The 23,488-nt window shown below is 68.5% G+C and carries 24 protein-coding genes, 1 tRNA gene and 1 pseudogene; 11 read left to right on the top strand and 15 right to left on the bottom strand.

Annotation, left to right across the window (positions count from 1 at the left end):
* Positions 1–18: 18 nt before the first annotated feature.
* A complete protein-coding gene (gene brxF / locus M2351_RS14160) occupies positions 19–489 on the bottom strand; it encodes a BREX-3 system P-loop-containing protein BrxF (protein ID WP_264656682.1) in 471 nt (156 codons plus the stop codon).
* Positions 490–849: 360 nt separating this feature from the next.
* Here brxF and M2351_RS14155 point away from each other — a divergent pair, with 360 nt between their 5' ends.
* The 4 genes from M2351_RS14155 (at position 850) to M2351_RS45085 (ending at position 4,042) form a co-directional block, all read left to right on the top strand.
* Positions 850–1,431 (top strand): tyrosine-type recombinase/integrase, encoded by a 582-nt coding sequence (locus M2351_RS14155; protein ID WP_264656681.1) that lies wholly within the window; start codon positions 850–852, stop codon positions 1,429–1,431.
* A gap of 256 nt (positions 1,432–1,687) precedes the next feature.
* Positions 1,688–1,906 carry a hypothetical protein gene (locus M2351_RS14150; protein ID WP_264656680.1) on the top strand — a complete coding sequence of 73 codons (219 nt, stop codon included), beginning with the start codon at positions 1,688–1,690 and terminating at the stop codon, positions 1,904–1,906.
* 719 nt (positions 1,907–2,625) lie between these two features.
* Entirely contained in the window at positions 2,626–3,165 is a 540-nt protein-coding gene (locus tag M2351_RS14145) for a hypothetical protein (protein WP_264656679.1), read from the top strand.
* A 247-nt stretch (positions 3,166–3,412) separates the two neighbouring features.
* Positions 3,413–4,042 carry a DUF6538 domain-containing protein gene (locus M2351_RS45085; protein WP_406567388.1) on the top strand — a complete coding sequence of 210 codons (630 nt, stop codon included), beginning with the start codon at positions 3,413–3,415 and terminating at the stop codon, positions 4,040–4,042.
* On the opposite strand, the gene M2351_RS14140 is transcribed toward M2351_RS45085, so the two are convergent.
* From M2351_RS14140 to M2351_RS14130, 3 genes are all read right to left on the bottom strand, one after another.
* A complete protein-coding gene (locus M2351_RS14140) occupies positions 3,995–4,363 on the bottom strand; it encodes a hypothetical protein (RefSeq protein ID WP_264656678.1) in 369 nt (122 codons plus the stop codon). The genes M2351_RS45085 and M2351_RS14140 overlap by 48 nt on opposite strands.
* Before the next feature lie 131 nt (positions 4,364–4,494).
* A complete protein-coding gene (locus tag M2351_RS14135; RefSeq protein ID WP_319801885.1) occupies positions 4,495–5,982 on the bottom strand; it encodes a DUF6538 domain-containing protein in 1,488 nt (495 codons plus the stop codon).
* A gap of 188 nt (positions 5,983–6,170) precedes the next feature.
* Positions 6,171–6,246 (bottom strand) — tRNA-Ala (locus tag M2351_RS14130).
* A gap of 195 nt (positions 6,247–6,441) precedes the next feature.
* Between M2351_RS14130 and M2351_RS14125 the strand changes: the two genes are divergently transcribed.
* The 5 genes and pseudogenes from M2351_RS14125 (at position 6,442) to modD (ending at position 9,800) form a co-directional block, all read left to right on the top strand.
* On the top strand, positions 6,442–6,726 hold the full coding sequence (locus M2351_RS14125) for a YggT family protein (RefSeq protein WP_264656676.1): 285 nt from the start codon (positions 6,442–6,444) through the stop codon (positions 6,724–6,726).
* A complete protein-coding gene (locus tag M2351_RS14120; RefSeq protein ID WP_264656675.1) occupies positions 6,726–7,055 on the top strand; it encodes a DUF167 family protein in 330 nt (109 codons plus the stop codon). Before M2351_RS14125 ends, M2351_RS14120 begins: the two co-directional genes overlap by 1 nt.
* Entirely contained in the window at positions 7,048–7,953 is a 906-nt protein-coding gene (gene folD / locus M2351_RS14115; RefSeq protein WP_264656674.1) for a bifunctional methylenetetrahydrofolate dehydrogenase/methenyltetrahydrofolate cyclohydrolase FolD, read from the top strand. Before M2351_RS14120 ends, folD begins: the two co-directional genes overlap by 8 nt.
* Positions 7,950–8,942 (top strand): magnesium transporter CorA family protein, encoded by a 993-nt coding sequence (locus tag M2351_RS14110; protein WP_264656673.1) that lies wholly within the window; start codon positions 7,950–7,952, stop codon positions 8,940–8,942. The genes folD and M2351_RS14110 overlap by 4 nt, the downstream gene beginning before the upstream one ends.
* 25 nt (positions 8,943–8,967) lie before the next feature.
* Positions 8,968–9,800, top strand: a pseudogene (modD, locus tag M2351_RS14105) (ModD protein).
* Between the two features lie 15 nt (positions 9,801–9,815).
* Here the strand turns inward: modD and M2351_RS14095 are convergent.
* Positions 9,816–10,118 carry a 4a-hydroxytetrahydrobiopterin dehydratase gene (locus M2351_RS14095; RefSeq protein ID WP_264656670.1) on the bottom strand — a complete coding sequence of 101 codons (303 nt, stop codon included), beginning with the start codon at positions 10,116–10,118 and terminating at the stop codon, positions 9,816–9,818.
* Between the two features lie 100 nt (positions 10,119–10,218).
* Between M2351_RS14095 and M2351_RS14090 the strand changes: the two genes are divergently transcribed.
* Complete coding sequence (locus M2351_RS14090; protein WP_264656669.1) at positions 10,219–10,629, top strand: metallopeptidase family protein; 411 nt, start codon at positions 10,219–10,221, stop codon at positions 10,627–10,629.
* On the opposite strand, the gene M2351_RS14085 is transcribed toward M2351_RS14090, so the two are convergent.
* Positions 10,630–11,220 carry a uracil-DNA glycosylase family protein gene (locus M2351_RS14085; RefSeq protein WP_264656668.1) on the bottom strand — a complete coding sequence of 197 codons (591 nt, stop codon included), beginning with the start codon at positions 11,218–11,220 and terminating at the stop codon, positions 10,630–10,632. It lies immediately after the preceding gene.
* Positions 11,217–11,960, bottom strand: coding sequence for a Sir2 family NAD+-dependent deacetylase (gene cobB / locus M2351_RS14080; protein ID WP_264656667.1), 744 nt, complete (start codon positions 11,958–11,960; stop codon positions 11,217–11,219). Before cobB ends, M2351_RS14085 begins: the two co-directional genes overlap by 4 nt.
* A gap of 73 nt (positions 11,961–12,033) precedes the next feature.
* Here cobB and M2351_RS14075 point away from each other — a divergent pair, with 73 nt between their 5' ends.
* Positions 12,034–12,558, top strand: coding sequence for a low molecular weight protein-tyrosine-phosphatase (locus M2351_RS14075; RefSeq protein ID WP_264656666.1), 525 nt, complete (start codon positions 12,034–12,036; stop codon positions 12,556–12,558).
* On the opposite strand, the gene M2351_RS14070 is transcribed toward M2351_RS14075, so the two are convergent.
* The 8 genes from M2351_RS14070 to tsaE all read right to left on the bottom strand — a co-directional run bounded on the left by M2351_RS14070 (position 12,516) and on the right by tsaE (position 23,454).
* Positions 12,516–12,713: a DUF1127 domain-containing protein gene (locus M2351_RS14070; RefSeq protein WP_264656665.1), complete on the bottom strand. Its 198-nt coding sequence runs from the start codon at positions 12,711–12,713 to the stop codon at positions 12,516–12,518. The two genes, M2351_RS14075 and M2351_RS14070, sit on opposite strands and share 43 nt — an antisense overlap.
* Positions 12,714–12,821: 108 nt before the next feature.
* The gene (gene gcvA / locus M2351_RS14065; RefSeq protein ID WP_264656664.1) at positions 12,822–13,706 is read right to left on the bottom strand and encodes a transcriptional regulator GcvA; all 885 of its coding nucleotides are present in this window, start codon (positions 13,704–13,706) and stop codon (positions 12,822–12,824) included.
* A gap of 83 nt (positions 13,707–13,789) precedes the next feature.
* Positions 13,790–14,113 carry a thioredoxin TrxA gene (trxA, locus tag M2351_RS14060; protein WP_209766072.1) on the bottom strand — a complete coding sequence of 108 codons (324 nt, stop codon included), beginning with the start codon at positions 14,111–14,113 and terminating at the stop codon, positions 13,790–13,792.
* Between the two features lie 255 nt (positions 14,114–14,368).
* Positions 14,369–17,833 (bottom strand): double-strand break repair helicase AddA, encoded by a 3,465-nt coding sequence (addA, locus tag M2351_RS14055; protein WP_264656663.1) that lies wholly within the window; start codon positions 17,831–17,833, stop codon positions 14,369–14,371.
* Between the two features lie 157 nt (positions 17,834–17,990).
* Positions 17,991–20,978 carry a double-strand break repair protein AddB gene (addB, locus tag M2351_RS14050; protein WP_264656662.1) on the bottom strand — a complete coding sequence of 996 codons (2,988 nt, stop codon included), beginning with the start codon at positions 20,976–20,978 and terminating at the stop codon, positions 17,991–17,993.
* A 177-nt stretch (positions 20,979–21,155) separates the two neighbouring features.
* A complete protein-coding gene (locus tag M2351_RS14045) occupies positions 21,156–21,935 on the bottom strand; it encodes a nucleotidyltransferase family protein (protein WP_406567386.1) in 780 nt (259 codons plus the stop codon).
* A 2-nt stretch (positions 21,936–21,937) separates the two neighbouring features.
* Positions 21,938–22,954: an aminoglycoside phosphotransferase family protein gene (locus M2351_RS14040; RefSeq protein WP_264656660.1), complete on the bottom strand. Its 1,017-nt coding sequence runs from the start codon at positions 22,952–22,954 to the stop codon at positions 21,938–21,940.
* On the bottom strand, positions 22,951–23,454 hold the full coding sequence (tsaE, locus tag M2351_RS14035; protein WP_264656659.1) for a tRNA (adenosine(37)-N6)-threonylcarbamoyltransferase complex ATPase subunit type 1 TsaE: 504 nt from the start codon (positions 23,452–23,454) through the stop codon (positions 22,951–22,953). Before tsaE ends, M2351_RS14040 begins: the two co-directional genes overlap by 4 nt.
* Positions 23,455–23,488 lie beyond the last annotated feature (34 nt).

Genomic DNA, 23,488 nt, shown 5'->3' with positions numbered 1-23,488 from the left:
CTTATAGTTTGACAATCATTAGTTTTGTTGATCAACCGAGAAGACCCGAACACCGTCTACAGGATGCTGCTGGTACTCTGGGTGCCAGTTTTCCGCGTGCATCAGAACGTCCCCTCTTACCGCCCCTGGCCATGCGGCAACAATGGTCTTGTTCCTGGATAGGCTCTTCAAAAGAGCCAATGGGTCGAGCCGGAGAGAGGGACTGAACAGGAGATCCGTATGGTCAAGCATGACCATGTCCATCGACGTGGAATCCAAAATGTCACCCACTGCCTTGTTGGCCCTTATCTGACGCTGACGAGAAGGCACTTCCAACAACATGGCTGCCAACTCTGCATTCAGGTTGGTCACCGGGAGGTTGAACCTGCCGGCCACATTTTTGATGCAGTCACTCACTGTTGCCGGATCGGTACCTACCAGAAGCAAGAGGCGATGGTACAATCCGGCAACCTCTTCAATGGCGTGCAGACATGCATCGGCAGCTTCCATAGCCCGCTCGTGACTGTTCGCATCCGGTAGGCTTCGGGCCAGCCGGCTCGCAAAGGTGGTGCCCCTTTTGATTACCACAGCTTGAACCAAAATGACATCATGCCGTCGGTCGAGTGCTTCCGGCTCGACGGGCGGGTTCCATCGCGTAAGGTGACGGCCGCGTTGGTCGAGCCCCAGGGGTCCGGCGCCGTTCTGCGGGAGCGGCGGCGGGTCACCTCATGGGGCCGTGGAGTCTCACCATCTTTTCCGGGATCTCTTGTGAATTGAGGGTTTCCAACGGGTTCACGGGCTGGGCCACGTTGACAGCTTTTGGACTCGTCATACCCTGCGGGAGATCGACGATTTCCTTGTGAGTCCGACATGGCCGGGAAGCAGGCGAAGGTGCTGACGGTGGCCCAATCCAGGGCGGTGTTGATGTACCTGTCGGGGACCCGCAACGCGGCCCGCGACACGGTCATGTTCCTCCTGTCGGCCAAGGCCGGGTTGCGGGCCAGGGAGGTCGCCATGCTCACCTGGAGCATGGTGATGGACGCCAACAGCGACATCGCCGAAGTGCTGGCCCTGGAGGACAGAGCGGCCAAGATGCGGTCCGGCCGGCAGATACCACTCAACCGGGACCTGCGACAGGCCCTGATCGAATTGCACCGGGTCCGGAGGCCGCGGCCTGAGGACCCGGTCATCTACAGCGAGCGGGGCCGGTCGATGTCGGCCGGATCAGTCGTCCGATGGTTCCACGACTTGTACACCCGCTTGGGCTTTACCGGGTGCAGCAGCCACTCCGGCCGGCGGACCTTCATCACCGCGGCGGCGAGGAAGGCCAGCACGGTCGGTGGGTCGTTGAAGGACGTGATGGAGATGGCCGGCCATCGCAGCCTCCAGACCACCAGCCGGTACATCGAGGGCGACTCCGAGGCGAAGCGGAAGCTGGTGGACTTGGTCTGACGGGTCCCCACCGGTGCGTTTGAGGCCGGTCCAAGCCCACCTGGAAGCGGCGGCAGGCGAATGTCCACGACCTCCTGGGCTCCTTCCAGGGGGCGTGGATCTCATCCCAGGAATCGCGCCGGCTGTCACCGTCGGCACCGGCGGTCCGCACGGCATCGTGGCACCGGAGATCCAGGCTCCCCTGGAACGGCCGCGGCGACCCCCCGGTGTAAATACCCCGTGCCCGGATGGGCAACCGTCACCATGAGGTTCCGCCATGATCACCGACATCCGCCGCAACTCCGCCTCCTGCTGCCACACCGCCGTCCTGGTTCTGGACCTCCTGAACTGGTCCCGGTTCCACAGTTTCTTCCACGACGGCGAGAACGGCGTCACGATCCTGGATGCCCGCCAGGACGGCGAGGACCGGATTGTTGTGCGGGCTCAATGCTCGTCCCAGGCCGTCCTGGACCGGCTCACCGACGCTTGGGCTTGAGCCCACTGCCCATAAAGGGGGGAAAGCGTTCTACCAACTAAAAGGCACCGCTCTCCCTTGCCAAACCCGGAATAAGGGGGGGAAAGTGTTCTTCTCCGAAGGAGAAGACCCACTCCCCCGCCTCACTCCTGGCCTGCCAAGACAGACCAAGCCTAACACTGGGGCTCGCCGCCCCAATCTCGGGCTTCGCCCTCGATTTGGGACTGCTCCGCCCCGTGTTGGTGACTGCGTCATCGACATGGCATCGGGCCATGCCGTCCTGATCTGGGTCATGGTCGCACCTGCGGTGCCCGCCCTTCGCGGTCTCGCTTCGCTCGTCCGCTCCGTCCGGCACCGTGTCCTGGTACGGGAGGGGGGCGGAGCCGTACCGATCCTGCCGCCGGCCCCCTGGCCGGCTCGGGCCCGCTTTCGCTGGCGGAGCCAGCGTGTTGCCGACCTCCTCGCCTCAAACCCGATTGGGCTCGTTCCAGGCGTTGGCCGCGCCGTAGGCGTGGCCAACGAGCCTCTCCCCGTTGGCATCCCGGTTCCGGTCAGCACCAGCGTGAACCCTGGCCCAGGCCGGCCTGGAACCAGCATACGGCCACCGCAACCGTCTGGCCGAGTCTCCAGAATGGCCGGGGGCAGGATGGGGTTCTGCCAAGAACAAAGTCACGGCTGGAGTTTCGACCAGAAAAGATGCGGCATGGTATAAAGTATTTCCAGAAAAATGGAAGAATTGTATGAAGAAACCCAGACCAATTGAGGAACGGCTGATCGAAAACAGCGAGTATGTTCCAGGAACCGGATGCTTGATCTGGAAGGGTCGGGTGGACAAGAACGGGTACCCCGAGATCAAAGTCGATGGACGGCGCGTGAGCGTCCGCCCGCTGGCCTACGCCGTCTTCCGGGGCGAGCCACTCCACTCCGATCTGGTTTCCCGCCCACAGATCCAGATGACGTGCGGCGACCGATGCTGCATCCACCCCGACCACATGACGGTGAAGTCGGACGAGGATCGGCTGCTCACCCAGATCAAGCAGGAGGTCTACCAGTGGGCCCAGATCAAGGCCGATGCCAATTCCCGCTTCCGGTTCATGACGAGACCAGAGTACATCGAGGCTGAAGCCCGCAAGCAGTTGGAAGTCCGGATCGCCGCCAGCCAGCCGCCCAGCCCCGAGATCCAGGACATCCTGGACCGGCTCCGCCGACGTTCTGTTGGCCTCCAGCAAGGCCACGATGGCACCGAGCCCCTGGGCGATCCCCGCCCCTTGCCTCGCTGACCGGCGACATCGCCGCGCCGCAGCGGGTGACCATCGCAGCATCGGCAGGAGAGATTCCATAGGAGTCTGGGGCCACATCCATGTTGCTCTGGAACCCGCTCCCGCTGTGGCGGGTCCAGACAGCCATCCCGAACAGGGCTGACTGAATCCACACCGTCATGGATTTCCCCAAGATCCATGTGGTCCTGGAAATCCTCAGCCAAGCCGCGATGAGACCGGGGTAACGCGCGGACCGACACAGGCGAACATGCCCGCGCACTGCCGCACGGCCGTCTGCCACGCCCCTCCCCGGACAAGATCGTCTCGACGGCTGGCGAAGAGCGACCGACAATGCCAACCGACGATCCTGATCGAGGGCTACATGTCGATCCTCCTCGGCTCCACCATTACTTGTGTTCCCATTGATTTGGTTGGGAAATCCGCCCCTGATGGGGCGTTGAACCCGGTGTGTGACACCGCCCTGTCGCACGCGGCGTCGGCCGAATCGCCTCCATCCCCTTCAAAATCCGCCGTTTCAGCCCGTCCTGGGTGTCGCACATCCCTGTCGCCCAAGCGGCGTCCCACAGGGCTGTGGATGCGGGGAGCCGTGTGGCAGTACCGGACACGGGTTCCGGCCGACCTCCACGCGGTGCTGGGCCGGAGCCACATCAACCGATCCCTCAGGACCAGCAGCTACCCCGACGCGATCCGGGCGGCTCGCCGGATCGCCTTCGAGATCGAGCAGGAATTCGATGCGGCTCGCGGGGGCGCCGGAAGCGACCCGGCCGACGCCGCGTGCGACAGGGCCTGCCCGCCGCCATCCGTCCCATCGGTGACGGCCGACGCCGTCTCAGCGCTTTTCGGCATACCTTTTGCAGTACTCGATTTGAACATTTAGAGGTCCACAGTACAGACCCCAATCACGTGGATCAGCCATACTGACACCGATCCGCCATATGTTGATGTCGATTTCGAATTTTACGTCGAGCTTCCCATATACGAGTCGATGAAGGAGGGTTGTAAAATTTGGAATACTCTCAAAATCTGCCGGCCATGGCTCTTCATGGTTAATATCGAAGTAAACAGGACCGATTTCAATCCAAAAATTGGATGGTCGCAAATCCCAACCGGCTCCAATACACCATGACCAAAGATCAAGGCCGACGGTGGCCGTCCACGAGCCAATAGAGCATTCGACTATGGTCCACAGACGCTTCATCGGTCGCCTCAACCCGCATTTAGGTCAGCGGAAAGCAACTCGGACACAGGTGCTCCTCCCGAACCTCTGTCCGCTATCATAGAGCCGAGATCTGTCAACCGAGCAGCCATCTCGCCGTCTGCTGCACGGCTTCACAGAGAGGTGCGCAGATGAGAAAGATCAAGTTCCGGGTAGCTGACCCTGGAAATAGCCGCCAACAGGGTCGATGCCCGGAACCCCCGGCCATAGAACTCGGCACTTTCCGAGCCCATGTCGCCGTTGTCGCCGGCCCAACCGCCAAGGGCCAGGGCAAGTTCACGGTCAACCCGAGCCTCCCGGAGAGCATCGCGGAAATTGTGGCGGAAGCTATGGAAGCACGTCCTGCCCGCCGACGCACCCGCCTTCTGTAGGAAGCGGCGGAACCACTTCGAGAATACGTCCGAATAATAACCGGTTTTTGCAGGAAGTAGCTCCGGAAACAGTTTGGCGTTCTTCTTCCGCCGCTGCTCGCTGACATACTCTTCGAATCCCGCCGCGAGCAGCGTCGGATGGACTGGGATGACCCGCTCGCTGCTGCCAGTCTTGAGCCGCTTGTCGTCGGTCCCCTTGATCGCCTCGGCCGTGACGACGAAGCACAGGGTGCCGTCGATCACCCGGACATCCTCCGTGTTCATCTGGCAGATCTCGTTGAGCCTCATCCCCGAAAACACGCCGATCAGCGGCACCCAGAAGCGTCCCCGCCGGGGACGGGCTTCTCCGGGCTTGGCGTAGCCGTAGTCGTCGTCCTGACAACCGGTGTAGAGGGGGGCGGTGAAGATGGCTTGAAGCTGTTTCGGGGTGAACGGCTGCCGCTTGTCCTTGCGGTTGGTGGTGTCCACGACGCCAAGCCCCTTGGCAGGATTCCGGTCGATAAATCCCTCGTTGACCGCCCAGGTCAGGAGGGCGGAGAGCTTGGTCATGTACCCGTTCACGGTCGCGGGGCTGAGGCCGGATGCCTTGCCGGCGGCGCGGGTCTTCTGGACAATCTCGCGGGCGGTCAGGTTCGGGTACCGCTTGGTTGAGTTAGGCGGCAGCCACCGGAGGGTGTCCATGACCTCGCGGCAGGTCTCCCGACCGATGTCGGACACCGGCGTGTTCTGGCCGATGATCTCGATCAGCAGGCCGAACACCGTCTCGTAGGCCAGAACGGTCTTACCGGACCGGATGACGCCAGGATCGGCCATGTAGGCGTCGTAGACCTGCTGGATGGTCTTCCCCTTGGCGGGCTCGGCGGCGGGCACAGCCGCCTCCGCGGCGACCTGTTGGGCGGCCTGGAGTTTTTCGGCAATGCGGCTGGCCAGGGCATCGAGGTCGATGTGGATGGCGGGGCCGGTGGGCTCGGACAAGACGGCGTCGGCCGTCACCGATGGGACGGATGGCGGCGGGCAGGCCCTGTCGCACGCGGCGTCGGCCGGGTCGCTTCCGGCGCCCCCGCGAGCCGCATCGAATTCCTGCTCGATCTCGAAGGCGATCCGGCGAGCCGCCCGGATCGCGTCGGGGTAGCTGCTGGTCCTGAGGGATCGGTTGATGTGGCTCCGGCCCAGCACCGCGTGGAGGTCGGCCGGAACCCGTGTCCGGTACTGCCACACGGCTCCCCGCATCCACAGCCCTGTGGGACGCCGCTTGGGCGACAGGGATGTGCGACACCCAGGACGGGCTGAAACGGCGGATTTTGAAGGGGATGGAGGCGATTCGGCCGACGCCGCGTGCGACAGGGCGGTGTCACACACCGGGTTCAACGCCCCATCAGGGGCGGATTTCCCAACCAAATCAATGGGAACACAAGTAATGGTGGAGCCGAGGAGGATCGAACTCCCGACCTACGCATTGCGAACGCGTCGCTCTCCCAGCTGAGCTACGGCCCCACACACCGTCACCGGCGTGGGGCGGATAATGGTGATGCGGGCCGGGCCTGTCAAGCCTTCTGAACACACCCAAATCGCGGCCCCGCGACACCGCCCGAAAGGGGCGGGCGCCGGCCCTCCGCGCGGCACTGGACAGGCCTTGCCGCTTGTGCTTAGGGTGCCCCGCAAAATCGAACGAATTGGGACGGGCCGGGCATGATTGCGCTGTACCTGCTGATCGACACCGTTCTCAGCTTCTATGTCTGGCTGCTGATCGCCTCGGCGGTGCTGAGCTGGCTGGTCGCCTTCAACGTGGTCAACACGCGCAACCGCGCGGTGTACGCGATCGGCGATTTCCTCTACCGGATCACGGAGCCGGCGCTGCGGCCGATTCGCCGCGTCATGCCGAACTTCGGCGGCATGGACCTGTCGCCGATGATCCTGATCCTGCTGATCTTCTTCGTCCGCAACCTGATGGCGGAATACTGGCCGCGCTTCTGATGCCGGGTCCCATTGACGCCGTTTCCGACGGAGTCCGTCTGGCGCTGCGCGTGACGCCCAAGGCGTCGCGCAACGCCATATCCGGGCTGGCCGACACGGCGTCGGGGAACAAGGCGCTGAAGGTGATGGTGACGGCCGTGCCGGAGAACGGCAAGGCCAACGAGGCAGTGGTGAAGCTGCTGGCCAAGGCGTGGAAATTGCCCAAGACCAGCCTGACGGTGGTGGCGGGCGCCACCGACCGGAACAAGATCGTGCATGTGGCCGGCGACCCGGCCGAGTTGATGCGCCGGTTGACGGCGCTGTTGAGCGAGGAGGGTACCGATGGCTGAGGCGAAGATCATCGACGGCAAGGCCTTCGCGGCCGGCCTTCGCGCGCGCGTCGCGGAGGGTGTCGCCGCCCTCAAGGCCAGCCACGGCGTCACCCCCGGCCTCGCGGTCGTGCTGGTGGGCGAGGATCCGGCGAGCCAGGTCTACGTCCGCTCCAAGGAGCGCGCGCTGGTCGAACTGGGCATGAACAGCTTCGACCACCACACGCCCGCCGACTTGGCGGAGGCCGACCTGCTGGCCCTGATCGACCGGCTGAACGCCGACCCGGCCGTGCACGGCATCCTGGTCCAGCTGCCGCTGCCCAAGCACATCGACACGGCCAAGGTGCTGGCCCGCATCGTGCCGGAGAAGGACGCCGACGGCTTTCATGTCGTCAACGCCGGCCTGCTCGCCATCGGCAGCCCCGGCGCCATCGTCCCTTGCACGCCGCTGGGCAGCCTGCTGCTGATCCGCGACGTGCTGGGCAACGACCTGAAGGGCAAGCGGGCGCTGGTGCTTGGCCGCTCCAACATCGTCGGCAAGCCGATGGCGCAGCTTCTGCTCCAGCAGGACTGCACGGTGACGGTGGCCCATTCCCGCACGCAGGACCTGCCCGGCGAGTGCCGCCGCGCCGACATCCTGGTCGCCGCCGTCGGCCGGCCGGAGATGGTGCGCGGCGACTGGATCAAGCCGGGCGCTGTGGTGATCGACGTCGGCATCAACCGCGTGCCCGGCACGGAAGCCGGCAAGACCCGGCTGGTCGGCGACGTAGCCTATGAGGAGGCGGTGAAGGTCGCCGGCGCCATCACCCCGGTGCCGGGCGGCGTCGGGCCGATGACCATCGCCTGCCTGATGCTGAACACGCTGGCCGCCGCCTGCCGCGCCGCCGGTGCGCCGGTTCCCGCCGAGGCTCTTGCATGATCACGGTCCACGCCCGTGTTGGCGGCCGGGTCGTCGAGCAGCCGCTCAGCCTCGGCGAACCGTTGCCGGCCGGCACGGTGTGGATCGACCTGCTGCGCCCGGATGAGGCGGAGCGCGCCCATGTGGGCGCCGCCACCGGCTGCGACCTGCCGACGCGCGAGGAGATGAAGGAGATTGAGGCATCCAGCCAGCTCTACACGGAAGGCGACGCGCTCTATCTCACCTCCTCCGTCATCGCGCGGGCCGACACGCCCTACCCGGAGCAGGGCGAGATCACCTTCGTCCTGACCCCGCGCCATATGATCACGGTGCGCTTCACCGAGCCCCGCTCCGTCGCCACCTTCGCCGCGCGGACCATGCGCCAGCCGGAGCTGCTGGCGAGCGCCGAGGACGCGCTGCTCGGCATCCTGGACGCGGTCATCGACCGGGTCGCTGACGTGCTGGAGCTGATCGGCGGCCGCATCGACGGGCTGTCCACGCGCATCTTCACCGAATCGCTTGACAGCAACGGCTTCGGCCAGCAGGCCAAGAAGCCGGACGAGCTGCAGGACGTGCTGCGCGGCATCGGCCGGGCCGGCGACCTGACGCACAAGGTGCGCGACAGTCTGGCGGGCCTCGACCGGCTGGTCGCCTTCCTGACCTCGGTCAGCGCCGGCCGCCTGACCAAGGAGCAGAAGGCCGCGCTGAAGACCTTGTCGCGCGACCTGCGCTCCCTGAACGAGCACGCCGGCTTCCTGGCGCACGAGGCGAACTTCCTGCTCGACGCCACGCTGGGGCTGATCAACATCGAGCAGAATGCCATCATCAAGATCTTCTCGGTGGTGGCCGTGGCGCTGATGCCGCCGACGCTGATCGCGTCCGCCTATGGCATGAACTTTCACCACATGCCGGAGCTGGACTGGGACTTCGGCTACCCCATGGCGATCGTCATGATGGTGCTGTCGGCCGTCGTGCCGCTCTGGTACTTCCGCCGCCGCGGGTGGCTCTGATCCGACCTTAAAAGAGGCTTCGCCGATGATCGTCCTGTCCGATGCCGCGCTCGATGCGCTTCTCGCCCAGGACGTTCCCTACGGCGACCTGACCACCGACAGCCTGGGCATCGCCGACGCGCCCGCGCGCATCCGCTTCGCCGCGCGCGGGGCCATGGTGCTGGCCGGCACGGAAGAAGCCGCGCGGCTGATCGAGAAGGCCGGCGGGACTGTGTCGTCCGTCCGCCCCAGCGGCACGGCGGTGGAGGCCGGTGCGGTGTTCCTGGAGGGGACGGGCAGCGCCGGCGCCCTGCACCGGGCCTGGAAGGTGTCCCAGACGCTGGTCGAATACGCCTCCGGCATCGCGACCCGCGCGCGGCGCATTGTGGAGGCCGCGCCTGGTGTGACGGTGGCCTGCACGCGCAAGAATTTCCCCGGCGCCAAGGACCTGTCGGTCAAGGCGGTGCTGGCCGGCGGGGCGGTGATGCACCGGCTGGGCCTGTCGGAAACGCTGCTGGTCTTCCCGGAGCACCGCGCCTTCCTGTCCGGCCCGCCGGAGGACTGGATCGCCGCGCTGCGCCGCGCCGCAAGGCGCCGGAGAAGAAGATCGTCGTCGAGGCCGATTCGGTGGAGGAAGCCATCGCGCTCGCCCACGCCGGGGCCGACGTGATCCAGCTGGAAAAGCGCAGCCCAGAGGAGGCCTGCGCTGTCATCGAGGCGACGCGCGGCCTGACGCCTGTCCCGGTCGTCGCCGCGGCCGGGGGCGTGACGGAGGAGAACGCCGCCGCCTACGCCGCCGCCGGCTGCCCGTTGCTGGTCACCACCGCCCCCTTCTTCGGCCGCCCGGCCGACGTGAAGGTGACGCTGGAGCCGGCGTAAGGAACTGCCGTCTCGTTACCGGTCGTCGCGGGGGGCGATTTGGTCCAGGCGGTGGGCGAAGTCCACGTCGGCCTGGGTCAGGCCGTCGACGGTGCGGGTGCACAGGATCACCTCCACCCGGCCCATGTCGTTGAACCATTCCGGATGGTGGCCGACGCGCTCGGCCAGCAGCGCGACCTGGCTCATGAAGCCCCAGGCGGCGGGGAAGTCGGGGAAATGGTAGGTCTTGCGGATCGCGTCGCGCTCCAGCACCTCCGACCAGCCGTGCAGTTCCTTCAGCGCGGTCTGTCTCTTGGTGCCCACCAGCTTGTCCGACATGGCCTGCGTCCCCCCGTAGTTCGTTAAAAGACATTCATCAAACGTGGATCCCGGTTTAGCGCCGCTTGGCCTGGGCTGCAAGCGACGCTACCTTTTCGGCATGAACCGCAAACCGGCACACACCCACACCGTTCCTCCCTCCACGCCCGACCTTGAGCGGATGGCGGAGGAGGCGCTGGACACCATCCCGAAGGAGCTTCTGGCCCCGGTCGGGAACCTTCTGATCCAGGTCGAGGACTTCCCCGACGAGGAGACCGAGCGCGAGATGGAGCTGGAAAGCCCCTTCGACCTGCTGGGCCTCTACCGCGGCGTGGATATGACCCGGCAGAGCGTCGCGGACCTGCGCAGCGGCCCGGACATGATCTTCCTCTACCGCCGCCCGATCCTGGATTACTGGTGCGAGACCGGCGAGGACCTGTTCGCCATCGTCCGCCACGTCCTGATCCACGAGATCGGCCACCATTTCGGCTTCTCCGACGACGACATGGAGCGCATCGAAAGCATGGAGTGATCAGCCGTCCAGCGCCTCTGCGACACGGCGGCGCAGGGCGGGGACCAGTTCCGCCTCGAACCAGGGGTTCTTTTTCAGCCACGCGGTGTTGCGCCAGCTCGGGTGCGGCAGGGGCAGGAACTCCGGCAGATAATCCCGCCAGGCCGCGACCGTGTCGGTCATGGTCCGCTTGCGGCGGTCGCCCAGGTAATAAACCTGCGCGTAGCTGCCGACCAGGAGGGTGAGGCGCACGCCGGCCAGCGCGGCGCGCAGCGGCGGGTGCCACAGCGGGGCGCATTCCGGACGCGGCGGATAGTCGCCGCCCTTCGGCGCCGTGCCGGGGTAGCAGAACCCCATGGGCATCACGGCGATGCACGATTCGTCGTAAAAGGCTGCGCCGTCCATGGCCAGCCACTGGCGCAACCGGTCGCCGGACGGGTCGTTCCAGGGGATGCCGGTGGCGTGCACCCGCGCGCCCGGCGCCTGACCGACGATCAGCAGCCGCGCCTTGGGGCTGCCGCGCAGCACCGGGCGGCAGCCGTGCGGCAGCGAGCCCTCGCAAAGGCGGCAGGCGCGCGCCCGGTCGAACAGAGACTCCAGGGATTCGGTCAAAGCCGCAGAAGCTCGGCCACGAAGGCGGGCACCACCTCGGTCGCCGGGCCGTTCACCGCCTCGGCGAAGTGGCTGGCGCCGAGCGAGGGCTCCAGGTTCAGCTCCACCGTGTGGGCGCCGGCACCGCGGGCCTCCGCCACGAAGCCGGCGGCGGGGTAGACGTTGCCCGACGTGCCGATGGAAACGAACAGGTCGCAGGCCCCCAGCGCTTGGTAGATGCGGTCCATCTGGTAGGGCATTTCCCCGAACCACACCACGTCCGGCCGCATGCTGCCCTTGCGCGCGCAGGTCGGGCAGATGTCGTGCACCGACAGGTCGCCGTCCCAGGTCTCCACCGTGCGGCAGTGGACGCAGAAGACCTTCCGCAGCTCCCCATGCATGTGGATCAGCGTCTTGGAGCCGGCGCGCTCGTGCAGGTCGTCGATGTTCTGGGTGACCAGCAGAAGCTCCCCCTTCCAGCGGCGCTCCAGCTCGGCGAGCGCTGTGTGGGCGGCGTTCGGCTGGATGGCCGGGTCGAGCAGGCCGCGGCGGCGGTCGTTGTAGAAGCGGTGCACCAGGTTCGGGTCGCGGGCGAAGCCCTGCGGAGTCGCCACGTCCTCCAGGTCCACCTTGGCCCAGATGCCGTCGGCGCAGCGGAAGGTGTCCAGGCCCGATTCCTTGGAGATGCCGGCCCCGGTCAGGATGACGATGGAGTCGGTCGGCTTGATGTGGTTCGCGATGGTGGAGCTGACGGTCGTCATGGGCGCCCTGGCAGGATCGGGAAACGGCTGGTACTTCTTTCGATCGGAGCAAGGAAAGAGGAAGGCAGTCGGGATGGTCAAGGTCCTGTTCGTGTGCACGGGCAACATCTGCCGGTCGCCCACCGCCGAAGGTGTGTTCCGCACCCTGGTAAAGCAAGCGGGGCTGGAGCATTGCATCCAGGCCGATTCGGCCGGCACCGACGCCTATCATGTGGGGGAACCGCCGGACTCCCGCAGCCAGAGCGCCGCCCGGTCGCGCGGCGTGGACCTGTCGGACCTGCGCGCCCGCCAAGTGACGCGCGGCGACTTCGCGGCCTTCGACTACATCCTGGCCATGGATCGCGGCCATCTGGCGCAACTGCGCCGCATGGCGCCGCCCACCAGCGGTGCGACGGTCGCACTGTTCCTCGACTACGCGCCCACTGCGGCGGGGCGCGATGTGCCCGATCCTTACTACGGCGGTGCCGAGGGCTTCGCCGAGGTGCTGGACCTCTGCGAGGCCGGGGCGGCCGGCCTGCTGGAGGCGATCCGGCGTGAAAGGCCGGAAGATACCGATCAGCGCCAGAAGGGCTTGCGGGATTCCATCTGCGCCTCGTAGCGGGTGATCCCGATGTCGCGCAGTTCCCGGTCGGTCATGGACAAGAGCTGCGCGTTCTCCCGGCGTTGCCGCCAAACGCGGGCGAGCCATGTGAAGGGGTGGAACGCCAGGGACAGGTGGCGCGGCTGCGGGCGGAAAGACACGGGAATGGCCATGGCTGGCTCCGTCGGCGGGGTGAACGGAGCATCAGCATCCGGCGCACGGCATCACCCGGCAAACGAGAGCTTTTCCGTCTCGGGTGAGCGGAATTCACCCGGTTCTGCTCATCGCTGGTGATTGAACTCCGTGCGCATCCAGGCGCGGAAGGCGGCGATCTCCGGCCGTTGCAGGCTGTCGCGGGAGGTCACCATCCACCAGCCGGCGCGGGCGCGCAGGCGCGGCCCGGTGACCTCGACCAAGCGGCCGGCCTCCAGCTCCGGGTCGATGGTCGGGCGCCGGCCGATGACGACGCCGAGCCCGCGGACGGCGGCGTCCACCGCCATGTGGATGGCGTCGAAGCGCAGGCCCTCGGCCAAGGCGGCGGGCGGCAGGCCGGCGCCTTCCGCCCAGGCGGCCCAGTCCTCCGACACGCTGGCGACGTGCAGCCGCGGCAGCGCCAGGAGGTCGGCCGGGGTGGCGGCGCGCGCCGCCAGCGCCGGGGCGGCGACCGGCACCAGTTCTTCGTCCAGCAGCTTCAGCGCGGCGAGGCCCGGCCAGGGCCCGCGGCCCAGCCGGATGCCCACGTCGATGCCGTCGCGCGGGAATTCGACCCGGCGGTGGCTGGTGTCCAGACTGACCGACAGCGTCGGGTGGATCTCGCGGAAGGCGGGCAGGCGGGGGATCAGCCAGCGCAGCGCGAAGGTCGGGGCGGCGCTGACCGACAGCCGGCCGCTGGGCTGGCGGCCGGGCACGCTTTCCGTGGCCAGCGCCAGGGAGTGCAGCGCATCGCGCACCCGCGGCAGATAGGCCTCGCCCGCCGGGGTCAGGGCCAGGCTGCGGTTGCCGCGCAGGAACAGCTCCACCCCCAGCCAGTCCTCCAGCGTCTGAATGCCGTGGCTGACGGCGCTGGGGGTGAGGCACAACTCCTCCGCCGCGGCCTTGAAGCTCAGGCGGCGACCGGCGGCCTCGAACAGACGCAGGGTGTTGAGCGGGGGCAGACGGTAGGCCATGCCCCCACCGTAACGCAAAAATCCCGTAACGCAAAAAGCCCCGCCGTGGGGCGGGGCTTTTGCAACGCGCACCGTGAGGCGGATCAGAGCGACTGATCGACCCAGCTGTACAGGGCGGTCTTCGGCAGGGCGCCGATCTTCGTGGCGGCGACTTGGCCGTTCTTGAAGATCATCAGCGTCGGGATGCCGCGCACGCCGTACTTGGTCGGGGTGCCGGGGTTGTCGTCGATGTTCAGCTTAACGACGGTGACCTTGCCGCCATACTCCTTGGCGAGGTCGTCGAGCGCCGGAGCAATCATCTTGCAGGGGCCGCACCACTCCGCCCAGAAATCGACCAGGACCGGACCCTCGGCCTTCAGCACATCCTGTTCGAAGCTGTCGTCGGTGACCTTGATGGGGTTGCTCATGTGACCTCTTGCCTGGGTTCAGGGATGCCGCCGTAAGGAAACCGTACCGCCGACGATCCCATCCCTGTCGTGGAACTTTGCCAAAATGTAGGGCCGTCTCCCCGGTCCGGTCAAGCAGAGCGGCAAATGCGGCCCGGTCAACCCAATCCGCCGGTTCCTGCAACCCGGCGCACGTTGAAAAGTTCCGATCCCGAAACCATTCGCGCGCCCGAGTCGCCGTAAGGCGGCCGGTCAAGTCACGGAAGAGCCGTCACCTTACGGAAGCTCCATCAAATAGGGACCGTCGGTCCACAGCAGGACGCAGCGCACGCGCTTGCCCGGATAGACCGCCGCCATGGCGCCGCGGTAGGCGGCCATCTGCCGCACATAGACCGTCGGCACGTCCTCCACCCGGCGGGGCGGCGGGCGGTTGGTCTTGTAATCGACGATCCAGACCGTGTCGCCCTCCACCACCAGCCGGTCGATCTGGCCGGACAGGGCGCGCCCCTCCACCACGCCGACCACCGGCACCTCGGCGCGGGAGTTCGGGCCGAACAGGTGTGCGAAGTCGGGGCTGTTCACCACCGCCATGGTCTCCCGGGCGATCTCGTCCTGCCGGTCCGGCGCCAGTTCGTGCGCGGGGCGGGCGAGGAAGCGGCGGCAGGCGGCCTCCCGCGCGTCGGGCGGCAGGTCGGGCAGCGACTGCATCAGCCGGTGGACCAGCAGGCCGCGCTTGAACCGCGCCCCGTCGTCCTCGCCCAGGGGGGATCGCACCGCCGGCTCGTCCCCGTCCGGGCGGGAAGGGGTCAGGGGGCGGCTCGGCTCCGGCTCCTCCGGCGCCTTTGCGGTCAGCCAGGGCAGCGGCGCGTACGCCTCCACCACGCGGCCAGCGTCGGCGCCGTCCGGCTTTGGTGCTGCGGTCTGCGGGTCGTGCAGGCGCCAGCCGTCCCCGGTCCAGCCGTCGGGACAAAGAGATGCGAAATCAAAGGGATGCGGCACGCCGATCTCGCCCATCGCGGATTCGACCAGCTTGTACCAGCAGGCCTCCGACGGGTCGCGCTTGCCCTGGTAGCCGCAGACGTACAGCCGATCCTCCGCACGGGTCAGCGCCACGTACAGCAGGCGCCGGTACTCCTGGTCGCGGCGCCGGTTGGCGCGGGACCGCGCCTCGGCGCACAGCGCGTCCTCCTGGCTGCGGCGCGCGGCGAAGAGCGGGACGGCGCAGCCCTCGTCCGGCCACAGGATCGGCGGGCTCTGCGTCGGGGTGCCCAGCGTGTCGGGCAGGAAGACGATGGGCGCCTGCAAGCCCTTCGACCCATGCACCGTCATGATACGCACGCGGCCGCCGCCCTGCTCCAGCTCGCGCTTGATCTCCGCCTCACTGGCGGCGAGCCAGGCGAGGAAGTTCTGCAAGGACGGCGGCTCGGTCTTTTCGAAAGCGAGACAAACAGCCAGGAACTCGTCCAACGGGTCCTGCGCGTCGGGGCCGAGCCGCTTCAGGATGGCGCGGCGCCCCGACCGCTCGTCGGCCGGGCAGGGGGCGGCCAGCAGGCCGGCGAACAGCTCGTAGGGCGCCAGGAAGTCGGTGCGGGCGAGCTGGCCGCCCAGGTAGCGGCGCGCCGGGTGGTAGGCTGGATCTTCCTCCGCCTTGGCGACCAGAGCCTGCCACAGCGTGCCGCGCCGGCCGTGTGCGAGGTCGAACAGCTGCTCCTCGGTCAGGCCGATCAGCGGCCCCTTCAGCACGGTGGCCAGCGTCAGGTCGTCTTCCGGCAGCAGCAGGAACTCGCACAGCGCCATCAGGTCCATGACCGCCAGCTGCTCGGTCAGCACCATGCGGTCCACGCCGGCGACGGGCACGGCGCGGTCCTTCAGCGCGCGCACCAGCTCCGTTACGAAGCTGGTGCGGCGGCGGACCAGCACCATCACGTCGCCGGGCTGGATCGGCCTGCCGCGCGACTCCAGCGTCTCCCCGCGTTGCGTCCAGTCGCGGATCGTGTCGGCGATGACCGCCGCCAGCCGGGCCGAGGGCGAATCGGCCGATTCGCGCTCCACCGGCGGCGCCCAGGCGGGCGGGTCGGCAACCTCCGCCGGCTTGACCGGCGGCCACAGCTCCACCAGCCCGGCGTGGCCGCGGCGGAAGGCGCGGTGGCGAATCACCGGGCTGACCTCCGACGCCACGCCGTCCTTGGCGGTGTCCAGCCGGAACACGGCGTCCACCGCTTGCAGCACGGCGGCGGTGGAGCGGAAGGAGATGTCCAGCTCCACCGCGTGCCAGATCCGCGTCGCCGTTTCGGCGCGGGTCTGGAAATGCCGGCGCATGCGCGCGAATTCGGCCGGGTCGGCGCGCTGGAAGCTGAAGATCGACTGCTTCTCGTCGCCCACGGCGAAGACGGTGCGTGTCGTGCCGGTGCTGTTGTGGGCGGACAGGTCGGCGAAGAACTCCTCGGCGATGGAGGACACGACGGCCCACTGTTCCGGGTTGGTGTCCTGCGCCTCGTCGATCAGAATGTGGTCCAGGCCGCCGTCCATCTTGAACAGCACCCAGGGCACCGCCGGGACGCCGTCCTTGCCGCGCAGCAGCGTGTTGGCCGCCAGGATCAGGTCGTCGTAGTCCAGCAGCGCCTTGCCCTTCTTCTTGGCGTCATAGGCGTGCAGAAGGGCTTCGGCCAGCGTGAGGAGGGCGGTGGTGGAGGCGGCGACTCCGGCCGACTTCACCCGTTTCATCAGCGAAACGAGCCGTTCGGCCTCGCGCTCCAACGCGATAAGGGCGGCGGGGAAGTTGGTTGCCGGCTTCTTGGTGATCAGCGTCTTGCGCGCCGTGCCCTCGGCGGTCAGGAACAGGCGGGCGTAGGCCTGGAAGGCGCGCACGCGGCTTTCCGCGGCGTCCAGCCAGCTCTGGATGCCGATGCCGCGCTCCTCGTCGGTCTTGGTGCCGGTGCTCAGCGCCCGGCAAGCCTCCCGCAGGGTGGGCACGTCCAGCGACGCGTCGGCGCAGGCCTCATGCAGGATGTCGGCCTCGGTCGTGCCGGGCTCCACCCCCAACTCGCGGTGGACGGCGTCGACGGCGCCCTCCACGTTCCCGAATCGCTCGAACAGGCGCTGGATGCGGCCGCGCTCGTTGGCCAACTCCGCCAGGATGTCGGCGAACTCCTCCGCGTTCAGGTCGGCGGTCAGGCGGGCCATGGCCTTGCCGAGGGCTGTGTCCGGGGCGGCGCGGCCGGCGTGCAGCACCTCATCGCGCGCCTCGGTCAGCAGGCCGGCGGCGGTGCGCTCGTCCATCACCTCGAAGTGCGGGGCCAGCCCGGCCTCCAGCGGGAAGCGGCGCAGCAGCGACTGGCAGAAGGCGTGGATCGTCTGGATCTTCATGCCGCCCGGACAGTCCACCACCTGCGCGAACAGGCGGCGGGCGGCGGTGCGTGTCTCCGCCGTGGGGCGCTCGCCGCACAGGTCGTAGAGGCGGTCCTCCAGGTCGGCGTCGGGCAGTGTCGCCCAGATGCCCAGCGTGCGGTTGATGCGGATGGACATCTCCGCCGCCGCCGCCTTGGTGAAGGTCAGGCAGAGGATGCGCGCCGGCGCCGTACCGGCCAGCATCAGCCGCAGCACGCGGTCGGTCAGCACCTTGGTCTTGCCGGACCCGGCCGACGCGCCCACCCACACCGACGACAGCGGGTTGGAGGCCTGGCGCTGCTTGACGTTGGGGTCGAGCGGCAATTCGCGGGCGGGGAAGTCGAGGAGGTTCATGGCGTTGGTGCTTTGTGCGACGTGCGGGCGGGGGGTGCCCCCTCCCTAACCCTTCCCCGCTGGGCGGGGGAGGGGACTGCCGCTGATTTCCGACAAAGGTCCTGTCTCCCTCCCCCGCTCAGCGGGGGAGGGTCGGGGTGGGGGTATCCGTGCATCATCATCCCTCACCCCCATCGCCACCAGCGGACCATTCCTGCACCCGCGCCAGATGCGCGTAGTCCGTATACCGCGGCGCCATGGCCGGGCGGGGGCAGGAGCGGTAGGGGGTGGCGGGGTCGTCGAAGTGGCGGATCAGTTCTTCCAGGCCGGCGCGGGCCTCGGAGGCCAGCGTCGCGGGGTCGCCCTTCACCGGCTTTTCCTCACCGGCGGGGTCGCCGCCGGACAGGCGCCAGAAGGACAGTTCCGCAACCTTACCAGCCGCCACGCCGCCGAAGCCGCCGGCCAGCGCGATGGCGGCCTCCAGCGGCAGCTGCGGGGCGAAGCCCAGCTCGATCTCGCGAGTCGAGGGCGGGGTACCGGTCTTGTAGTCGATCAGGACCAACCCTTCGCCGGTCGAATCGATGCGGTCGGCTTTGGCGGTCAGCAGGAAGGGGCCAGCGGGGCCGTTGAGCGTCAGCTCGCCGCTGACTTCGGTCGCCAGCGGCTTCACGGTCAGGCGGCGGTCGCGCTCCAGGGCAATGAACCATTCGGCGATGCGCTCGAAGCGCGGCCACCAGAAGGCCCAGACGTCGGGGTGGGTCTGCAACAGTGGGCCGAAGGATTGGCGCCCAAGGTCGAGCAGGCGGTGCAGCGCATCCTGGGGCAGCGGGCCGGGATACTCGCGCACGAAGGCGTCCAGCGCGCCGTGGATGAACTGGCCGCGGTCGGCGGCACCCGGATCGGCGGCGATGGGGTCCAGCTTGCGCAGGCGCAGCACATGCTCCGCGTAGACGGCGTAGGGGTCGCGCATCCAGCGCTCGATCTTGGTGACCGACAGCTTGCGCGGCCGCGCGGTCACGGGGGGGCGCGGTTCCGGGGGCGAAACGGGCCGCACGGCGTCGGGCTCGTCCAGGCCGCGCGCCCAGGCCAGCCAAGGCTCCCCGGCGAGGTCGATGCGGCCGTCGAGGTTCAGGGCGCGCAGCACGGTTTCCAGCCGCAGCAGCCAGCGCGACGGCACGGTCGGCGTGCCGTCCACGCGCTCCGCGCGGGTCAGCACCACCTCCGGCGCGCCGCAGGCGTGGGTGAAGTCGTGGGCGGACAGGCCGACCATGCGCTCCGGGCTCGGCAAACCGAAGTCGCGGCGCATGGGGCGCGACATCCAGGGGTCGGCGGCCGGGTCGGGCGGCCAGGTGCCCTCGTTCAGCCCGCCGAGGATCATCAGGTCGAAATGCTGGAGGCGCGCCTCCATGGGGCCGAGGATCGACAGGCGCGGGTGCAGGCCGTAGCGCTGGTAGACCGGCCGCATCGCCATCAGCGCGTCGAGCAGCGCCGGATAGTCGGTGCCGGGCACGGCCGGGAAGCCCTCCGCGGCCTCCAGAAGCTCGTGCACGAAACCGGCCGCCCCCTCGCCGTCGGCCTGGAGCCAGAGGAACTTCTCGCCGGGCATATCGGTGCGGGCGGCCAGCTTCTCCGCGAAGGCGATGTGGGCGCGCACGAGGTCGGCGATCGGCGCCTCGCTGAACAACACCTCCATGAAGGGGGCCGCGAGTTTGCTGAGATCCTCCAGCCAATCGAGCAGGAAGGCCTGCTGGTCCCGGCGCCCCTCGTGCTGCGCGAAATACTCCGCGCCCTTCAGCGCGGCGATCAGGCCACTGAAACCCTCCGCCGGGCGGGGGCCGCGCAGGACGGTGCGCTCCAGCGCGCGGGCGGCGCTGCGGAAGTCGGACGGGTCACGCCCGCCGGCCGCCAGCGGGTGCTTGGCGAGCGCCAGCAGGGCCAGCGGGTGCGCGCGGCTGGCGGCCAGCTCGGCGGTCAGGCGCAGGTAGGTGCCCACCGCCGTGTGGACGAGCGGCTGGCCGGCCGAGTCGTTCACCGCGATGCCCCAGCGCGACAGCGCCATGGCGACTCGGCGCGCGAGGTTGCGATCGGGGGTGACCAGCGCGGCGCGCTTTTCCGGCGTTTCCAGCGCGTGGCGCATCAGCAGCGCGATGGCCGACGCTTCCTCCTCCGCCGTGGCGGCGTCGATTCGGGTCAGGTTGGCGAGCGCCGACGCGTCCAGCCCCTCCAGCGCCCGCCAGCTTTCCGTGGTGGCGGCGGGGCGCATGGCCTCCGCGATCAGGCGGGCGCGGACGGCGCGCGGCTCCTCCACATCGTTCCAGCGCCGGACGCCGTCGCGCGTGGTGCCCAGCCGGTCCAACAGGTGGGCCAGCCCGTGCTGCGGGTGCGATTCGTCGCGGCGGATGGCGTCCCAAGCCGTGTCGTCGGCCTCCTGGTCCAGGCCGGGCAGGACGACGGCGCCTTGCGGCAGGCGGGCGATCACCGCCAGCAACTCGGCCGAGGCGGGGATGGAGCCGGTGGAGCCCGCGGCGATGACCAGCCCCTGTGGCGGCTCCGCCCGCCAGAGCGCGGCCTGCGTCTCCAGCACGATGTTGCGGCGCTGGGCGGGGTCGGTCAGCTCGATGGAGCCGAGGATGGTCGGCCAGTGCTCTGTGACGATCTTCAGGAACTCCAGCGTCACCTGCCAATGCTGGGCGTAATCCTCCGGCACCAGGGAGGCGAGGCGGTCGAAGGCCACGCCCTCCGTCCACACCGCGTCGATCAGCCGGCCGAGGTCGGCGCCCAGCCGCACCGCCTGCGCGGTGGTGGCCGAGACGCCGTGGGCCTGGAGGATCAGCCGCGCCAGCAGAAGCTGCCGCTTCAGCGGGGTGACCGCGCCCGGCAGCTCCAGCGGGACGCCGGGCAGCTCCTCCGCGGTGAGGCTGAGCGTGTCGGCGTCCAACTCGCCCAGCGGGCTCATGCGGGGCAGAAGCATCGGCCGGCCGCCGGAGCGGCGCAGGAACGCGTCGCGCAGCGACAGGCAGGACCGGCGCGTTGGCAGCAGGACGGTCACCGCGGCGAGCGCCAGCGGGTCGTCGCCCACACGCTCCACGATGCCGGCCGCCAGCGTGTCCACGAAGGAGACGCCGGAGGGAATCGTGAAGACCTTCGGTTCCGCGCTGCTGGTCATCGATGTCCCGGAACGTTCACGTCGTAGAGATTAGACACCACCAAGGCACAAAGGACACAAAGATTTTCACAAAGAAGAGATCAAATGCAACGGGCATGACTGTGCCGCACCGAAGCCCCTTTGTGACGTTCTTTGTGCCTTTGTGCCTTTGTGGTGAAAAGTTGCGGCGGCGACGCTTTAGGTGGTGACCACCGACACGTCGCTCATCGACAGCAGATCCTCGGACTCCTGGAGTGCGGCGGGCGTGCCGATGTGGAACCACAGACCGTCGTGGGCGAGGCCGTAGAGGCGCCCGGCCTCCTGCGCGCGGTCCCAGATCAGGTTGGTGGAGAAGGCGCCGTCGGGCGTGTCCTGCGCGAACAGCTCCGGCTTGACGATCTGGACGCCGGCGAAGACGAAGGGGGCGATCTCCATCTCGCTGCGGCGGACCAGCCGGCCCATCGGGTCCATGTGGTAGTCGCCGCGCCCCTCGTAACCCACCGACTTGGTGGTCGCCATCAGCAGGAGCAGCGCGTCCATCGCCTCCGGATCCCAGTGCCGGGCCAGCCGCGCCAGCGTGGGGGAGGGGCCGTCCAGCCACAGGATGTCGGCGTTGACGACGTAGATCGGGTCCGCGCCCAGCAGCGGCAGGGCCTTCTTCACGCCGCCGCCGGTTTCCAGCAGCGTGTCTTCCGGCGACAGGGCGATGGTCGGGCGGGTGCGCGCCTTCAGGTGGTCGGCGATCATCGCGCCCTTGTAATGGGCGTTCACCACGGCCTTCTGGACGCCGGCCTCCTCCAGCCGGTCGAGCGCGTGGTCGAGCATCGGCTTGCCGATCACCGGGATCAGGGGCTTGGGCCGCTCCAGGGTCAGCGGGCGCATGCGCAGGCCGAGGCCGGCGGCCATGACCATGGCGTTCTTCGGGACTTTCTGGGGGGCTTTCTGGGGGGCTTTTTTGGGCGTTACAACAGGCGACATTCTCAATCCGGCTCCGGAACGACGAAGTCCGCGCGGGTTCCCGGCGGCAGGTGACGGGCGAACCAGTCGGCGATGGGGGCCAACTCCGGCTTGGACAGCTGGCCTTCCAGAAGCCGCCAGACCCGCGGCAGGTGGACGAGGTAGCCGCGGCGGCGCTGCTGGAGCGCCAGCCGCACGAAAATGGCGACGATCCGCGCGTGCCGCACGGCCCCCAGCACCGCGTAGGAGCGGCGGAAAGCCGCGGCGTCCAGGTCGGGGAAGGCGGACACGTACCGGTTCAGCAACGACTCCGCGAGGTCGGCGGGCACGTCGCGCCGCGCGTCCTCCAACAGCGACACCAGATCGTAGGCGACGGGGCCGAGCCCGGCGCTCTGGTAGTCGATCAGGCCCGCCGCCTTCAGGCCGGGGCGGGGCAGGCGCATCACGTTGTCGACGTGGTAGTCGCGCAGCAGAAGCGACTGCGGCCCGGCGCAGGCCGCGGGGATCACCGCCGCCCAAGCGGCTTCGAGGTCGGCCAGGACCGTGTCGGAAATTGCCTTTCCGGTCGCGGCGGGGACGTACACCTCCGCGAACAGGGCGACCTGCTGCGCGAACAGGGCGGCGTCGTAGCTGGGCAGGCCGAGGCGGGCGGCCTCCTTCACGGGGAAGCGGCGGTGCAGCTCGATCAGGACGTCGGTCGCCAACTCGTAGAGCGGGCGCGGATCCGCACCGGCAGCCAGCAGGCGCGACAGGGTGTCGTCCCCGAAATCCTCCTGGAGCGCCAACCCGGCCTCCACCTCCGCCGCGACGATGCCGGGCACGGAGAATCCCAGGCCGCACAGCGTGTCGCCGATGGCGATGAAGGGCAGCAGATCCTCGGCCGGGGCCGGCGTGTCCACGAGGATCAGCGTGCCGCCATCCGTGGTTGTTACGCGCTCGTAACGACGGGCGGAGGCGTCGCCGGCCAGCGGTTGCCGCTTGGCCGTGTCCAGCCCGTGGTGGGCGAGGAAGGCCGCGATGGCGGATGCGCGGTCAGTCACGGCTGCTCCAGTCCCGACAGGTCGAAGGTGCGGAGGCGGTCTTCCCACATGCCGTGGCCGATCAGGTCGGCTTGGCGGCTGTCCGGGCCGGTGAAGGTCATTGTGATGTCGAGACGATCGGCCGGCAGCAGTGGGCCCAGCCGGTCAGGCCATTCCACCAGCAGCACGGCCTCGGCGCGCGCCTCGTCCCAGCCCAGCTCGGTCACCTCGTCGGGGCCGGACAGGCGGTAGAGGTCGAAATGCCAGACCGGGCCGATGTCCGTCTCGTAGGTCTGCACCAACGTGAAGGTGGGGGAGGGCACCTCCGCCTCTTCTTCCGTCACCGCGCGAATCAGGGCACGCGACAGGGCGGTCTTGCCGGCGCCGAGATCGCCGCGCAACGCCATGAGGTCGCCGGGGGCGAGCGCCGACGCCAGCCGCTGAGCGAGCCGCGCGGTCGTGGCCTCATCGGGCAAGAGAACGGTGCGCCGGGCGGGCGGGGAAGGGGGCGGCTGTGTCATGGCGCCGGATTGTGGGGGAACGGCGGCACCGCCC

It is taken from the genome of Azospirillum canadense, assembly GCF_025961225.1.
Classification (GTDB): Bacteria; Pseudomonadota; Alphaproteobacteria; order Azospirillales; family Azospirillaceae; genus Azospirillum; species Azospirillum canadense.
This window is presented reverse-complemented; position numbering and strand designations above follow the sequence as displayed.